Raw genomic sequence first — 15,137 nt, 5'->3', positions numbered from 1 at the left:
GGTGCATGAGCATCGCTTCTTCCCTGCGCATCGGCGAGGGCTGGGACACCCACCAGCTCGTCACCGGCCGGCCGCTGATCCTGGGCGGCATCACCATCCCGCACAGCCACGGCCTGCTGGGCCACTCCGATGCCGACGCGTTGGCCCATGCCATCACGGACGCGCTACTGGGCGCCGCCGCCTTAGGCGACATCGGTAAGCTCTTTCCCGACACAGCGGCCGAGTTCAAGGGCGCCGACTCCATGGTGCTGCTGGCCGAGGCCTACCGCCGCGTGCGCGAGGCGGGCTGGGCTCTGGTGAACCTGGACGCCACCATCATTGCTCAGGCGCCCAAGATGGCGCCGCACATCCCGGCCATGCGCGAGCGGCTGGCGGCGGTGCTGGCGGTGGAGGTGGGCCAGATCAACGTGAAGGCCAAGACGGCCGAGAAGATGGGCCCGGTGGGCGAGGGCCGCGCGATGGAAGCCCGCGCCGTTTGCCTGCTGGCCTCAGCGGGGGAACGTTGTTCGGCCGTGCCTCAAAGTCACGTCACAACGCCCTCGAACTAGGCACAAAGCGCAGCCATGACTCGCGGCGCAGCCTGAGCATTGGCAGCGACGGGCGCGGGTGTTTTGTCTGGCCAGGCTGCGGGGCTGCATGGCTCTCGCGCCTGTCAGCGCAGGCCGAAGTCCACCAGCTCGCCGCTGCGGCGCAGCTGGTCGAGGCTGGTGTGCAGGCGTTCGACCAGTTCGGCTGGCGTCTGCGGATGGCAGGCCATGTGCAGGTCGATGCGACCGAAGCTGTAGAGCACGCGTGGCGCCGGTCCTTCGACGCCGGCCCGTATCGCGAAGCGGGTCACGACATCGTTGCCCAGCCAGTAGTCCACGCGGCCGGCCTGCAGCATGCGCAGGCCGGTAGCCACGTCATTGACTTCGTAGCCGGGCAGTCCGCGCTCCTTCAGCCAGGCAGCCGGCAGGGCCTCGCGCAGCACGGCGATCTGGGTGCCCCGCATGTCGTCGGGGCCGTCGACGCGGCGCGTCTCGGCCGCCCGGCCGTACAGCGTGATGCTGCTGCTGGACCAGGGGCCGGCCCAACGGTAGAGCGCCTCGCGCTCGGCCGTGCGTGGCAGCCCGACGAGGCAGGCGCCGGGCTTGAGCACGCCAGGCTGCAGCGCACGGGCGATGGGCAGTGAGCGTGCCGTCAGGCGCACGCCGCTGAGGGCCTGCAGCCGGGCCAGCATGGGCGCGCCGGGGCCGGTGAAACGCCCTTCCTCCACCTCGAAGAGGCCGGCGTTCGGGTAGACCACGATCTCCAGCGTTGGTGCCTGGGAGGCCGTGGCCAGGCCCGAAAGCAGCGCAAGCAGGGCGGTTGTCGGCATGGTCTTTGAATTAGCGCAGCAGCCGGCCTTGCTGGCAAGCTGCGGCCTTCAGCGCAGCCCGAACTCCGCCAGCTCGCCGTTGCGGCGCAGCTGGGCGATGGCTGCGTCCAACGCGGCGACGGCGGCGGGGTCGGTGCCCGGGTGGCAGCCCACATAGAGATCCATGCGCTCGAAGCTGTGCAGCGCGCGTGGCGTGGCGCCGCCTTCGGCACGGATGATGAATTGCGCGGCCAGGTCGTTGGCCAGCCAGTAGTCCACGCGCCGCGCCTGCAGCATGCGCAGGCCGGTGGTGTTGTCCTTGACCAGCGTGGCCGGGATGCCCTGCGTCTTGAGCCAATCGGCCAGTGCGGAGTCGCGCAGCACGACGATGCTGCTGCCGCGCAGTTCTTGCGGATGGTGGAGGGTGCGCGGGTCGTCGGCGCGGGCATAGACGGTCGATGCCGCCCGCGCCCAAGGGCCGGCCCACATCAGCAGGCCTTCCCGTTCCGGCGTGCGCGTCACGCCGACCGCGCAGTGTCCGGCGGCCTGCCTGACGGTCAGCATCGCCCGCGGGATGGGCATGAACTGCTGGTTGAGCGTCACCCCGCTGAGCGTCTGAAGGCGTTGCAGCATCGCGCCGCCCGGGCCGCCAGGGCCCTTGCCGGGTGCGAGCTCGAACACGCCGGCGTTCGGGTAGACCAGCATCTCCAGCACGCGCGGCTGCGCCTGGGCGGCGACGGCGTGAAGCAACAGCGCAAGCAGGAGGGCGACCCGTGGCATGGTGGCAGGCAGGTGCCTGGCGGTGGGCGAGAGCCTCAGCGTAGCTCAGGCCGACTGGAGTTTGAGCACTGTCAAAAGGCCGCCCTCGGGCGAGTTGCTGATGGACAACTGCCCGCCCAGGCGCTGCACGGATTTCTCGACGATGGCCAACCCCAGCCCGGCGCCGCTGGCGGCCGTGCGTGCGGCGTCGCCACGGTAGAACGGGGTGGTCAGCCGGGTCAGGCGGTCGGCGGGCACGCCGGGGCCGTGGTCGCGCACGCGCAGCTCCACCCAGGCGCCCTGGCGGCTGGCGCTGACCTCGACCCGTGCGGGCTCGCCCGGCTGATGGCCGTAGCGGCGGGCGTTCTCGAACAGGTTGAGCAGCACGCGGCCCAGCTCGGTGTCGTCCACCCGCACCTTCAGCGCCGCGCCGACCTGCACGCGGAAGCGGATCTGGTCGGGGTCACGGAAGCCCTGGACCTCGCGCTCGACGATGTCGGCCAGCCGCGCCGGGCGCAGCTGTGTTTCGTTCGGGCGCGCGTAGTCCATGAACTTGCTGATGATGGCGTCGAGCTGGTCGATGTCCTGCGCCATGAAGTGCCGTGCCTGCTCGTCGCTGACGCTCATCTCGGTTTCCAGCCGCAGCCGGGCCAGCGGCGTGCGCAGGTCGTGCGAGATGCCGGCGAGCATGACGGCGCGGTCCTCCTCCAGCTTGGCGAGCTCGCGGGCCATGCGGTTGAAGCCCATGTTGACCTCGCGGATCTCGCTGGTCATGGTGTTCTCGTCCAGGCGCGAGTCGTACTCGCCGTCACGGATGCGGCCGGCCGCGTCGGCCAGTTCGCGCAGCGGCTGGTTGATGAGGCGGGCGATCAGCGCCGAGCCGACGATGGTGGCCAGCAGCGCGATCAGCACCCACCACCAGTTGCTGGCCAGCGAGATCGCCATCGGCGCGGGGCTGGTGCGCAGCCAGAAGGCGTCCTGGCCCACGGTGTAGCGCACCCACAGCCCAGGCGTGTCGTTGACGCTGCGTGCCACGACCGTGCCTTCGCCCAGCGTCTGGCGCAGCTCGGCGGCCAGGCGCTCGGAGAAGCTGCTGGTGTTGTAGGGCAGCCACCTGTCGGACTGCTCGGCTACGCGCACCTGCACCGTGTCGCCGCGCGACATCGACGTGATGACTGCGACGCGGTTGATCGGGTCGGTGTGCTCCAGTGCGATGCGGCTGAGCTTGACGAGGCCGGCCAGCTGCTCGGCCGATTCCAGCGCGCGCGGCTGCGCCTCCAGCAGCTTGAAGGTGTATTGCCAGGCCAGCACCGCACCGGCCAGCAGCAGGGCCAGCCAGGCGAAGGTGCGCCAGAAGAGGTTCAGTGCCAGGTGGGGGCGAGGCATCAGTGGGTCGGGGCGTGTTCGGGCCGAGCGCCGGGCCGCCCCAAGCCGTCCCCTGTGGCGATGTGCTTGCCGGTCGAGCCGGCAAGCATCGCGCCCCTCTCGGGGGCCCGACCAGGCTTGCCTGCGTTCAGCGAGGCAAGATTGGGCGAGGGGCTCATGTGTTCTCGTCCGGGACGAACACGTACCCCACGCCCCACACCGTCTGGATGTAGCGCGGCTGGGCCGGGTCGGCCTCCAGCATCTTGCGCAGGCGTGAGATCTGCACGTCCAGGCTGCGATCGAAGGGCTCGAACTCGCGACCGCGTGCCAGCTGGGCCAGCTTGTCGCGGGACAGCGGCTGGCGCGGGTGGCGCACCAGCGTCTTGAGCATGGAGAACTCGCCGGTCGTCAGCGGCAGTTGCTCGCCGTTCTTGGTCAGTCGGCGCAGCGCCAAGTCGAACTCGAACGGGCCGAAAGTGACGGTCATCGGCTCCTTGCTCGGCGCGCCGGGCGCTTCCGGCGGTGGACGGCGGCGCAGCACGGCGTTGATGCGGGCCAGCAGTTCGCGCGGGTTGAAGGGCTTGGCCAGGTAGTCGTCGGCGCCCACTTCCAGGCCGACGATGCGGTCCACGTCCTCGACCTTGGCGGTGAGCATGATGATGGGCGTGGTGTCGTTGGCGGCGCGCAGGCGGCGGCAGATGGTCAGGCCATCCTCGCCGGGCAGCATCAGGTCCAGCACGATCAGGTCCACCGTCTCGCGGGTGAGCTGCTTGTTCAGCGCGCGGCTGTCCTCGGCCAGCAGCACGTCGAAGCCTTCCTGCGTCAGGTAACGGCGCAGCAGGTCACGGATGCGGGCGTCGTCATCGACGACGAGGATGCGGTTCTGGCGGGGGTTCGCGGCGTTGTTCATCGCGCTTCCTGAATTTGTAACAGCGGCATTGTGTGCAGGTTTGAAACCCGGGGCTGTAGGACGGCAGGCAACCGTTACAGCTGGTTGCCATGTGGGGCGGCTAAGCTGGCGCGGCCCGGTTCAAAGGAGATGCCATGCGTTCGCTGATTTTGTTGCCCGCCCTCGTGCTTGCCGGCGCTGCCCACGCTGTGGAGCCGCCGCGCGAGCGACTGAGCCTGTCAGCCAGCGCGACCGCCGAGGTCACGCGTGATGTGCTGGGTGTGAGCTTCTCGACCTCCCGTGAGGGCGTCGACCCGACGGCCGTGCAGGCCGCACTGAAGCAGGCGTTGGACGCGGCGCTTGCCGAAGCGCGCAAGCTGGCCAAGCCTGGCCAGGTGGACGTGCAGACGGGCGGCTTCTCGCTGTACCCGCGCCACGATCCCAAGACCGGCAAGATCAATGGCTGGCAGGGCAGCGCCGAGCTGCAGGTGGAAGGCCGCGACACGGCCGCCATCGCGCAGCTGACCGGCCGCATCAGCACGCTGAGCATTTCCCGCGTCGGCTACAGCTTGTCGCGCGAGGCGCGCGAGAAGGCGGAGGCCGACATCACCGCCCAGGCCATTGCCCGCTACCGCGCCAAGGCGGCGGATTACGCTAGGCAGTTTGGCTACGGCGGCTATGTAGTGGGCGAGGTCAGCATCGCCGGCGACGAGGGGCAGGTCATGCGGCCCATGATGGCCGAGATGCGCATGAAGGGCGCCATGGCGGACGCGGCCCTGCCCACCGAGGCGGGCAAAGCGAGCGTGACCGTGAACGTCAGCGGCAGCGTGCAGCTGACGCGCGAGTCGTCGCCGCGCTGACGCGCCCTCAGACAGCCGTCCAGCCGCCGTCCATCGACCAGGCCTGGCCGCGCACGTTGGCGGCGGCGTCCGAGCACAGGAACACGGCCAGAGCGCCCAGCTCGTCTGGCGTCGTGAACTGCAGCGAGGGCTGCTTCTCGGCCAGCAGGCGCCGCTTGGCCTCGTCGTTGTCCACGCCGTCGCGGGTGGCCAGCGCGTCCACCTGCTTCTGCACCAGCGGCGTCAGCACCCAGCCCGGGCAGATGGCGTTGACGGTCACCGGCGTCGTGGCCGTCTCCAGCGCCACGCTCTTGGTGAAGCCCACCAGCCCGTGCTTGGCCGCCACGTAGGCCGACTTCTGCGCCGACGCGACCAGCCCGTGCACCGAGGCCAGGTTCAGGATGCGTCCCCAGCCCTTGGCCAGCATGCCGGGTAGCGCCAGCCGCGTGGTGTGGAAGGCCGAGCTCAGGTTGATGGCAATGATGGCGTCCCACTTTTCCACGGGGAAGTCCTCCACCTTGGCCACATGCTGGATGCCGGCGTTGTTGACGAGGATGTCGATGCCGCCGAACTCGGCCTGCGCATAGGCCACCATGGCGGCGATCTCGTCGGGCTTGCCCATGTCGGCGCCGTGGTAGCCCACCTTGACGCCCAGCGCGGCGACCTCGGCGCGTGGCGTGTCGGCATCGCCGAAGCCGTTCAGGATGACGTTGGCACCCTGGCGTGCAAGGGCCAGCGCAATGCCCAGGCCGATGCCGCTGGTGGAGCCCGTGACGAGGGCGGTCTTGCCTTTCAACATGGGAGGAGTCCTCTCGGGTTGCTACGATGACTTGAAAGGATTGCATCATGACCCAGCCCGCGTTGCGCTTCGTCGATTGCCTGGACGCCACCGGCCTGCACCGCATGGCCTATTGGGAATGGGCCGGCCCGAGCGCGGACGCGCCGGTGCTGGTCTGCGTGCACGGGCTGTCGCGTCAGGGCCGGGACTTCGACACGCTGGCCCGCACGCTGAGCAGGCGCTGGCGCGTCATCTGCCCGGATGTGGCCGGCCGTGGCCGTTCCGACTGGCTGCGCCAGCCCGGCGCCTACCAGATCCCGACCTATGTGTCGGACATGGTCACCCTGCTGGCGCGCCTGGACGTGGCCCAGGTGGACTGGGTCGGCACGTCCATGGGCGGGCTCATCGGGCTGGGCGTGGCGTCCCTGCGCGGCGGCGCCCACCCGGACGGCTTCATCCGTCGGTTGGTGCTGAACGACGTGGGCCCGGCGATTCGCTTCGAGGCGCTGGCGCGCATCGGCACCTACTTGGGCAAGGCGCTGAGCTTCGGTTCGCTGGCGGAAGGCGCTGCCTACCTGCGCGGTATCTCCGAAGGTTTTGGCCCGCACACCGATGCCCAGTGGTTGGCACTGTCCGAGCCGCTGTTCCGTCAGGAGGGCGAGGCCTGGGTGCTGCGCTACGACCCGGCCATCGCCGTGCCGTTCGCGGCCGTGACGCCCGAAGTGGCGGCGGCCGGAGAGGCGGCGCTGTGGGCCGTGTATGACCAGCTCCGCTGCCCCACGCTGCTGATTCGCGGCGCCGACAGCGATCTGCTGGGCGCCGACACGGCCCGCGCGATGACGCAACGCGGGCCGCGCGCACACCTGGTGGAGCTGCCCGGCGTCGGGCATGCGCCCACGCTGATCCACGATGACCAGATCACCCTCGTCACCGATTTCCTGAGTTCATGAAGACAGGCTTGATGCCGGAGGGCGCACACGCGGCCCCCATCGTCGCGCTGCTGGATGCCAGCACCGGACATTCCCATGCCGAAGTCGCCCGGGCGCGGGCCTTCGCCGAGCCGTTGCTAGCGGCTGAGACGCTGGACACCGGCGAGAACGCGCTGGCCCATGCCGACGGCGTGGCCGCCATCCTGCACGGCATCGGCGCCGCGCAGGAGTTGCAGGCGGCGGCCTACTTGGTCTATGCGGCGGACTTCCTCGCCAAGCCCGAGGAGATCGTCGCCAAGGCGTTCGGCGACAGCCATGCCAGCCTCGTCACGCACACGCGCAAGCTCGTGCAGATGCAGCGCGCGGCGCGCAGCGCTCGGGTCAGCACCGACCAGAAGGCCGAGCAGACCGAGCGCGTGCGCAAGATGCTGCTGGCTTTCTCACGAGACCTGCGCGTGGTGCTGCTGAGACTGGCCTCGCGGCTGCAGACGCTGCGCTGGCATGCCGCCAGCAAGCAGCCGTGCCCGGCGGAGCTAGCGGCGGAGTCGCAGGCTGTGTTCGCGCCGCTGGCCAACCGGCTGGGCATCTGGCAGATCAAGTGGGAGCTGGAAGATCTCGCGTTCCGATTCCGCGAGCCCGAGGCCTACAAGGCGCTGGCCAAGGGGCTGCAGGAAAAGCGTGTGGAGCGCGAGCATCGCATCGAGGCTGCGCGAGCCGCGCTGCAGAGCGACCTGCAGGCGCAGGGCATCACGGCCGAGGTGCAGGGGCGGCCCAAGCACCTCTACAGCATCCACAAGAAGATGCAGGGCAAGGCGCTGTCGCTGGACCGTGTGTTCGACCTGCGGGCGCTGCGCGTCATCGTCGCCACCGTGGCCGACTGCTATGGCGTGCTGGCGCGACTGCATGAGGTCTACACGCCGGTGCCCGGTGAGTTCGACGACTACATCGCCAAGCCCAAGCCCAACGGCTACCAGTCGCTGCACACCGTGGTGCTGGGCGCCGACGGCCGTGCGATGGAGGTGCAGATCCGTACGCGCGAGATGCACGACCATGCCGAGCACGGCGTGGCGGCGCATTGGGCCTACAAGGAAGCCGGCGCGCGGGGCTACGCCGGGGTCAGTGCGGCCGGGGAGTTCGAGGAGCAGGTGGCGCGCGCGCGCAAGGCGGTGCTGAACCAGCTGCTGGCCTGGGAGCGTGACACCGTGCAGGGCGAGGGCGGGGCGGTGTTTGACGACCGCATCTACGTCTTCACGCCGCAGGCCACCATCGTCGAGCTGGCGGCCGGCGCGACGCCGGTGGATTTCGCCTACGCGGTGCACACCGACCTGGGCCACCGCTGCCGCGGCGCCCGCATCGACGGCCAGATGCTGCCGCTGAACACGGCGCTGCACAGCGGCCAGACAGTGGAGATCATCGCCATCAAGGAGGGCGGCCCGTCGCTGGACTGGCTCAACCCCGAGCTGGGCTACCTGCAGAGCCAGCGCTTGCGTGCCAAAGTGCGGGCGTGGTTCAACGCGCTGCAACAGGCGCAGACCATCGCCAAGGGCCGCGAGCTCGTCGAGAAGCTGCTGCAGCGCGAGGGCAAGACGGCGCTCAAGCTCGATGAGCTCGCTGCTCGGCTGGGCTTCAAGGGGGCGGATGCGCTGTTCGAGGTGGTCGGCAAGGACGAGTACTCGCTGCGCAACATCGAACTGCTGCTGCGCCCGCCCGAGCCGGTGGCCGACGAGGACGAACTGCTGGCCCAGCGGCACACGCGCAGCGCCAGCAGCCCGGGCGGCGGGCGCGGTGGCGTGCTGGTGGTGGGCATCGACTCGCTGCTCACGACCTTGTCGCGTTGCTGTCGGCCCGCGCCGCCGGACGCGATCTCGGGTTTCGTCACGCGCGGCAAGGGCGTGGCCATCCATCGCAGCGATTGCAGCAACCTCGCCGAGATGCGGCGTCGCTCGCCTGAGCGCGTCATCGCTGTGGCCTGGGGTGGGGGCGACGCGGCCGGCAAGTCGGCGCCGGTCTATCCGGTCGATGTGCTCGTCGAGGCGGGCGACCGGCAGGGCCTGCTGCGCGATGTGCTGGAGGTGTTCGCCAAGGAGAAGATGAACGTGGTGGCCGTCAATACCCAGTCGCTGCAGGGCAGCGCCGCCACCAAGCCCCGCACGGGCGGTGGCGACACGGCCTGGATGAGCTTCACGCTGGAGCTGTCCGATGCGACGCGGCTGGCCAAGGTGCTGCGCGATCTGTGCGCCATCAGCGGCGTCCGTTCAGCACGTCGCAAATGAATCTTTGACGACACCGAAAAATCCGTGCTATAGTGCGAAGCTCTTCAGGCGCGTAGCTCAGTTGGTTAGAGCACCACCTTGACATGGTGGGGGTCGTTGGTTCGAATCCAATCGCGCCTACCAAATTTGGTAGGAAAACAAGGGGCTAGCGGAAACGCTAGCCCCTTTGTCTTTGTCCCTACGAAACGCTGAATGCAGCTGCCGGCGCATGGCTGAAATGCCCGCGCGTTCGACGGCGCGGACGTACGGCGCAACTACGGCAGCAGGTGCGCGTGCGCTGGTGGCACGCCAACCGATGACGTGCCGCGATGCAGTTCCAGGCGCCTCAAGCCTCTGTAGAGCGGCGCCTCGATCCACGGCGGGCTGTGTTCCGCCATTTGCAGGCCAGGCCATCGGCGGACCAACTCGCCAAGCGCGCATTCCGCCTCCATCAGCGTCAGTGCAGCACCGATGCAGACATGTGGGCCGCTGCCGAAAGACAGCGGCATGCCGAGTTGGCGGTCCAGGTCCAGGTGGTTCGCGGCCCCGTAGCGGGCGGGGTCTCGATTGGCCGACCCCAGCAGCGGCAACACCAGGTCGCCACGCCGGAGGGCCACGCCGAACAGGTCGAAGTCGCAGTTCGCGCGTCGACCGGTGAACTGCACCGGGCTGTCCCAGCGCAGGAGTTCCCGGACCGAGGTGCGCACGCGGGCCGGATCTTCCAGCGTGCGCCAACGGCCTGGTTCCTGCAGCAGCCAGTAGACGGCGGTGCCCAGCAGATGGCGCGTCGTCTCATGCCCGGCGAACAGCAGCATGACGCACTGGGCCAGCAGTTCCTCCCGGCTTTCGATGCGGCCCTGCGCTTGCGCCTCAACAAGGCTGGCGATCAGCCCGTCTTCCTCGAGATCGTCCGCGCGGATGCGCCGGTCGATCTCGTCGCTCATGGCCGCGAGGCTGTCGTGGGCGGCCCGGGTTTCGTCAGCCGTGGGTTCAACCGCGCCCAGGAAGGCCGCCAGACCTGAGGACCAGGACAGGAACCGCGCGTCGTCCACCATCCGCAGGCCGAGAAAGCGCGAGACCACGCGGCTGGGCAGGGGCGTTGCGAAATGCTCGATGAAATCGAAGGATGCCGTCGCCGGAATGCGGCGCTCGATGTCCCCGATCAAATTGTGTACCAGCCCCGCCACCTGACCGCGCAGGGCTTCGATGCGGGCGGGCCGGAAGGCGTGCTGCATCACTGAGCGCAGGCGTGGGTGTGCGGGCTTGTCCACGAACAGCATGGCGCGAGCGAACAGCCGCTGCATGGCGGTCAGGTGCTTGCGTTCCGGACTGCCGCGCAGCGCGTGTCGCATGACCCATCCGCCCGTCCGCTGCGCGGACAGCCGCGGGTCCTTCAGGGCGGCCTGAACGCCGTCGAAGGTCGTCAGCAGCCAGGCGCCGCCGAAGAGATCCGGCGTCCAGTGAATCGGGCCCTGGAGGCGAAGTGCTTGGTAGCGGGCATAGGGATCGCCGTGGAAGGGGTGGCTGCCCCGGGCGATGGCGGCTGCCGTCGCTGGGGGGCGCGTTTGCATGTCGTCGCGAATCGTGGAACTCTTTTCTGCCTCGGCACCGTCGTCCTGAATTGTTGCGTCGAATGCCCCGTGGGCTTGCAGCCCAAGCGCCGCGACGTACGAAGAAGGCGTCATGCGCATGTGGGGCTGGGGTGGGGACATCGGTCGATCGACCATCTTCGAGCCGCCGACCAAGTGAAGGGCAGGGTGGATGGATGACAGTCGGCTGTGCGGCTGGGCAAGTGCATCCTCCACGGCGCCTTGCGCCTGTGCTGAGTCCTCCGCTCCAACGCGCACACCCAGGACGAGAGGTGAATTTCTAAGCAGCAGTGGCTGCGGTCCTGGATCAGGGCTGGGTTGAGGCGGTGTCGTCAGGCTGCGCGTCAACGGATGCGCTGGGCGGCGAGCCAGGGAAGCGCATCCGCAGGCCATTGCTGGGCATCCCCGCAGCTGCGCAGGCCGTAGCCGTGGCCGCCGCTTGTGTAGATCAATGCATGGACATGCTGGCCCGCCGACGCCAGTGCGGTGCGGAATTGATGGGTGCCGGAGACGTACTTGCGGTCGTCTTCGCTGTGAACGATCAGCACGGGAGGTATCGCCTCGCGTGCGGATAGCGGCGCGCTCAATGACGACGCCGCGTCATCCAGGTAGGCGGGGTAGACCAACACGGCAAAGTCCGGCCGACATGACAGACCTTCGGTGCCGTCATCGGTGCCGGCCGGGCATCGGCTGAAGGTCGTACTCGCCCGTGCCGCCAGGTGGCCTCCGGCCGAGAATCCCATCACGCCCAGTCGGTGGGGATCAATCTGCCAATCGGCGGAACGTGACCGCGTCAGCTGGATCGCCCGCTGGATGTCGGCGAATGCACCTTCGCGGTTGTCGGGCACGCGGTACTTCAAGACCAGGGCGGTGAAGCCCTGGGCATTCAGCCACGCGGCCACATCGGCGCCTTCCTTGTCCATCGCCACATGCTGGTAGCCGCCGCCGGGAACGACGATGACGGCAGGCGCGAGCTGGCCTAGATGGGGGGCCCTGTACAGCGTCAACGCAGGCTCGCTGACATGCGTCACGCGCAGCGCATCACGGCGTTCGGGAAAGCGCCAGGTCTCGGGTTGGGCGGCGGCGCCGCCTGGCATGCGCCCGGTTGGCCACAGGGCCGTCACGTCGCTCGCGTGAAGCGTGTGCATGGCGTGAGCGAAACGTCGCCCCAGCTCGCGCGCCGAGTCCGACGAGAAATGGAGGTGGTCGCCCTTGTGCTGCAGGCCGGTGGCTGGCGCGAGACCCACGCGGGGCAAGGTCCGAGGCAGTTGCTGCAAGGCTTCCCGCACGCCGGCCGCAGCGGGGAAGTTCTCTGCCGCCAGGAAGTCGCCCAGCTGGCCGACGACGATGGGCAGGTCGGGCTGGCCCAGGTCCTGCCGCAGGTCCTTGAACATCTGGCCCAGCCGGGCTTCGTAGGTGCCGGCATCGGCCTGCGTCCTGGCATCCGTTTCGCCCTGGTGCCACAGCACGCCGCGCAGGACGCCGGCCTTCGCCGCAGCACGTGCCCGGGCGACGGCCTGCTCATACAGGTCCGCGCCCTTGACCCAACGCCGCAGCGGCGTGCCGCCCACGGCGGTGGGCACCAGGCCGATCTGCGCGGCGGGCGCCGAGACCAGCATCTCCCGCGCGAACGCCATGCCGGGGCCGACGCCGGGGGCGATGCTGCTCGTCATGGCGTGGACGGGATCCTTCGCGACGACCCAGTGGTTGGCGGCATCGAGCGTCAGGATGCGCGGGTCTGGCGGCTGCCCCTCCATGTCGGCCGTGTCCCGGCCGGCCATGTTGGACTGCCCCATCAGCACGTAGATGTGCCGCGACGGCATCTCCTCGGCCGCCACCGGCGCTGAAAGGCAGATGCAGATCGCTGCCGCCATCCAGCGCAGCAGCGGCAGCGTCACAGCGTGATCTCCTTGTGCCGCGGCACGAGGGCCTTCATGACCGCCCAGGCCACGAGGTAGGCGATGGCGCACAGCGAGAACATGATCATGTAGCCTGTGGAGAGGTCGCCGCGCGCGCCGTAGGAGTCGAACACCCAGCCGCCCAGCTTGGACACCGCCACGCCGCCGAAGCCGCCGGCCATGCCACCAATGCCGATGACGGAGGCCACGGTCTTCTTGGGGAACATGTCCGACACCGTCGTGAACAGGTTGGCCGACCAGGCCTGGTGCGCCGATGCGCCGATGCCGACCAGCAGCACCGGCAGCCAGAAGCTCATGCCGCCCAGCGGCTGCGCCAGCAGCACGGCCAGCGGGAAGAACGCGATGACCAGCATGGCGCGCATGCGGCCGTCGTACGGGGCATGGCCGCGCTTCATGAAGTAGGCCGGGAACCAGCCGCCGCCGATGCTGCCCACCATCGTCATGCTGTACAGCACCGTCAGCGGCAGCGCCAAGTCGGCCGTTGCCATGCCGTACTGCGAGGAGAGGTACTTGGGCAGCCAGAACAGGTAGAACCACCACACGCCGTCGGTCAGGAACTTGCCCAGCGCGAAGGCCCAGGTCTGGCGATAGCCGAGCAGCTGGAACCACGGCACCTTCTTGCCGTCGTCGGTAACCACGGGTGCCGGATCGCTGCCGATGTAGGCCAGTTCCTGAGCGCCAAGACGTTTCTGTCGTTCCGGCGTGTCGTAATAGATCTGCCAGAGGATCATCCACACGAAGCCGATCGCGCCGATGACGATGAAGGCGGTCTGCCAGCCCCAGGTCACGGCGATCCAGGGCACCGTCAGCGGCGCGAGGATGGCGCCGACATTGGCACCGGAGTTGAAGATGCCTGTGGCCAACGAGCGTTCTTTCTTGGGGAAATACTCCGCCGTGGCCTTGATGGCCGCCGGGAAGTTGCCGGCCTCGCCGATGGCCAGCACCGCGCGCGACACCATGAAGCCCACGATCGACACCGGCAGCCCGACACCCAGCACCGCCAGGATGCCGCCGATGGGCACGGAGAACGCATGCATCAACGCGCCCAGCGACCACACCGCGACAGCGATCAGGAACGCCCGCTTGGTGCCGATGGCGTCGATGAATCGGCCCGCGAACAGCATGGAGATCGCGTAGACGAACTGGAAGACGGCGGTGATGTTGGCGTAGTCGGAGTTGGTCCAGCCGAACTCGGTAGACAGCGCGGGTGCCAGCAGGCTCAGCACCTGGCGGTCCAGGTAGTTGACGGTGGTGGCGAAGAACAGCAGGGCGCAGATCGTCCAGCGGTAGTTGCCCATCTTTGGCGAGTTCATGTCTCTCTATCCTTCTTTCTTGTATCGCGGCGGTCGGTGCCGTTCAGCGTGTGAGTGAAAGGGTGAACCGGCCGGAGAACGTCGAGCCGGCTTCCACCTTCAACTGCTGGAACTCGTTCTCCGCCCAGCGTGTTCTCCGCGCCGGGGCGAAGCACGTGGGTGACGTCGTGCGCAAAGCCCGTGAAGCCGCTGTCATGCCGGCCCAGCGGCTTCCCGTTCAGCCAGACTTCGGCGGAAGACCACACGCCGCCGAAGTGCAGCAGCACGCGCTGGCCGGTGAACGAGGCCGGCGCGGAGAACCGCGTCAGGTAGAAGCCCTGGCTCTCATCCCCCTTGAACGCCTTGTAGGTCGCGGCTTCGTGGCCATGGAGCGCCCAGTTGGACGGCACGGGAAGGGCGCGGAAGCGAGTGGTGTCGTAGCCCGGTGCATGAAAGCCGCTCAGTGCCTCGGCCTTCGTGCTGGTGGTCGCCAGCGCGAACTGCCAGTTGCCCTTGAGCGAGAGGTGCTGGCTGTCCCGCGCGAACGCGCTGAACGCCTCACACAGGGCCAGCGCGGGGGCGATTCGATCGAGCCTGGTGGTCATGCGTGAAGACGCCTTATGCGGGGTTGGAACCGGCTGCAGGTCAGCGGCCCTGTTCAGCTCGCCAAGCGGCGAACAGGTCGGCGACGTCGGCGTCGGTGGGCGGGTACAGCCCCAGCACGCTGCGTCCGGCGAGGACTTGTTCCTGCACGAAGTCCTCGAAAGCGGTCATCTCGACAGCCTCGTCGGCGATCTCGTCGGCCAGGTGGGCCGGGATGACGATGACGCCTTCGGCATCACCGACGATGACATCGCCCGGGAACACCGGCGCGTCGCCGCAGCCGATGGGCTCGTTGAGGGCGATGGCCTGGTGCAGCGTCAGGTTGGTGGGGGCGCTGGGGCGCGCGTGGTAGGCCGGCATCGTGTACCTGGCGATGTCGGGGCTGTCACGAAACCCGCCGTCGGTGACGACGCCGGCGCAGCCGCGCACCATCAGCCGCGCGACGAGGATGCCGCCGGCCGACGCGGCGCGTGCATCCTTGCGGCTGTCGATGACGAGCACGGCACCGGGTGGGCATTCCTCGACGGCGACGCGCTGCGGGTGGCTGCGGTCCTTGAAGACCTCGATGCCGTTCAAGTCCTCGCGCG

At 68.9% G+C, this 15,137-nt stretch carries 14 protein-coding genes and 1 tRNA gene; 5 read left to right on the top strand and 10 right to left on the bottom strand.

Annotation, left to right across the window (positions count from 1 at the left end; all coding sequences use genetic code 11):
- The first annotated feature begins 5 nt into the window (after window positions 1–5).
- Window positions 6–548: a 2-C-methyl-D-erythritol 2,4-cyclodiphosphate synthase gene (gene ispF / locus ACG0Z3_RS06080; protein WP_394396280.1), complete on the top strand. Its 543-nt coding sequence runs from the start codon at window positions 6–8 to the stop codon at window positions 546–548.
- 104 nt (window positions 549–652) lie between these two features.
- Here the strand turns inward: ispF and ACG0Z3_RS06075 are convergent, their stop codons facing one another.
- The 4 genes from ACG0Z3_RS06075 to ompR form a co-directional block, all read right to left on the bottom strand.
- Complete coding sequence (locus tag ACG0Z3_RS06075) at window positions 653–1,357, bottom strand: substrate-binding periplasmic protein (RefSeq protein WP_394396278.1); 705 nt, start codon at window positions 1,355–1,357, stop codon at window positions 653–655.
- A gap of 48 nt (window positions 1,358–1,405) precedes the next feature.
- Window positions 1,406–2,116 (bottom strand): substrate-binding periplasmic protein, encoded by a 711-nt coding sequence (locus tag ACG0Z3_RS06070; protein WP_394396277.1) that lies wholly within the window; start codon window positions 2,114–2,116, stop codon window positions 1,406–1,408.
- 45 nt (window positions 2,117–2,161) lie between these two features.
- On the bottom strand, window positions 2,162–3,481 hold the full coding sequence (locus tag ACG0Z3_RS06065) for an ATP-binding protein (RefSeq protein WP_394396276.1): 1,320 nt from the start codon (window positions 3,479–3,481) through the stop codon (window positions 2,162–2,164).
- A gap of 154 nt (window positions 3,482–3,635) precedes the next feature.
- The gene (ompR, locus tag ACG0Z3_RS06060; RefSeq protein ID WP_268165680.1) at window positions 3,636–4,370 is read right to left on the bottom strand and encodes an osmolarity response regulator transcription factor OmpR; all 735 of its coding nucleotides are present in this window, start codon (window positions 4,368–4,370) and stop codon (window positions 3,636–3,638) included.
- Between the two features lie 134 nt (window positions 4,371–4,504).
- Here ompR and ACG0Z3_RS06055 point away from each other — a divergent pair, with 134 nt between their 5' ends.
- On the top strand, window positions 4,505–5,209 hold the full coding sequence (locus ACG0Z3_RS06055) for an SIMPL domain-containing protein (RefSeq protein WP_394396274.1): 705 nt from the start codon (window positions 4,505–4,507) through the stop codon (window positions 5,207–5,209).
- A gap of 7 nt (window positions 5,210–5,216) precedes the next feature.
- Here the strand turns inward: ACG0Z3_RS06055 and ACG0Z3_RS06050 are convergent, their stop codons facing one another.
- Complete coding sequence (locus ACG0Z3_RS06050; RefSeq protein WP_394396273.1) at window positions 5,217–5,987, bottom strand: 3-hydroxybutyrate dehydrogenase; 771 nt, start codon at window positions 5,985–5,987, stop codon at window positions 5,217–5,219.
- A 47-nt stretch (window positions 5,988–6,034) separates the two neighbouring features.
- On the opposite strand from ACG0Z3_RS06050, the gene ACG0Z3_RS06045 reads away from it, so the two are divergent.
- The 3 genes from ACG0Z3_RS06045 to ACG0Z3_RS06035 all read left to right on the top strand — a co-directional run bounded on the left by ACG0Z3_RS06045 (window position 6,035) and on the right by ACG0Z3_RS06035 (window position 9,291).
- Window positions 6,035–6,916, top strand: a complete 882-nt coding sequence (locus ACG0Z3_RS06045) for an alpha/beta fold hydrolase (protein ID WP_394396271.1) — start codon at window positions 6,035–6,037, stop codon at window positions 6,914–6,916.
- Entirely contained in the window at window positions 6,913–9,168 is a 2,256-nt protein-coding gene (locus tag ACG0Z3_RS06040) for a RelA/SpoT family protein (protein ID WP_394396270.1), read from the top strand. The genes ACG0Z3_RS06045 and ACG0Z3_RS06040 overlap by 4 nt, the downstream gene beginning before the upstream one ends.
- Before the next feature lie 46 nt (window positions 9,169–9,214).
- Window positions 9,215–9,291, top strand: a tRNA-Val gene (locus tag ACG0Z3_RS06035).
- A gap of 131 nt (window positions 9,292–9,422) precedes the next feature.
- On the opposite strand, the gene ACG0Z3_RS06030 is transcribed toward ACG0Z3_RS06035, so the two are convergent.
- The 5 genes from ACG0Z3_RS06030 to ACG0Z3_RS06010 form a co-directional block, all read right to left on the bottom strand.
- Complete coding sequence (locus ACG0Z3_RS06030) at window positions 9,423–10,838, bottom strand: cytochrome P450 (protein WP_394396269.1); 1,416 nt, start codon at window positions 10,836–10,838, stop codon at window positions 9,423–9,425.
- Between the two features lie 242 nt (window positions 10,839–11,080).
- The gene (locus ACG0Z3_RS06025) at window positions 11,081–12,634 is read right to left on the bottom strand and encodes a sialate O-acetylesterase (RefSeq protein ID WP_394396267.1); all 1,554 of its coding nucleotides are present in this window, start codon (window positions 12,632–12,634) and stop codon (window positions 11,081–11,083) included.
- On the bottom strand, window positions 12,631–13,968 hold the full coding sequence (locus ACG0Z3_RS06020; protein ID WP_394396265.1) for an MFS transporter: 1,338 nt from the start codon (window positions 13,966–13,968) through the stop codon (window positions 12,631–12,633). The genes ACG0Z3_RS06025 and ACG0Z3_RS06020 overlap by 4 nt, the downstream gene beginning before the upstream one ends.
- Window positions 13,965–14,552 carry a sugar-binding domain-containing protein gene (locus ACG0Z3_RS06015; protein WP_394396264.1) on the bottom strand — a complete coding sequence of 196 codons (588 nt, stop codon included), beginning with the start codon at window positions 14,550–14,552 and terminating at the stop codon, window positions 13,965–13,967. The genes ACG0Z3_RS06020 and ACG0Z3_RS06015 overlap by 4 nt, the downstream gene beginning before the upstream one ends.
- Before the next feature lie 40 nt (window positions 14,553–14,592).
- Window positions 14,593–15,137: ribonuclease activity regulator RraA (locus ACG0Z3_RS06010; protein WP_394396262.1), on the bottom strand; the 545-nt coding region annotated here is incomplete at its 5' end.

The sequence above is a fragment of the Pelomonas margarita genome (genome assembly GCF_043555875.1).
Lineage (GTDB): Bacteria > Pseudomonadota > Gammaproteobacteria > Burkholderiales > Burkholderiaceae_C > Pelomonas > Pelomonas margarita.
This window is presented reverse-complemented; position numbering and strand designations above follow the sequence as displayed.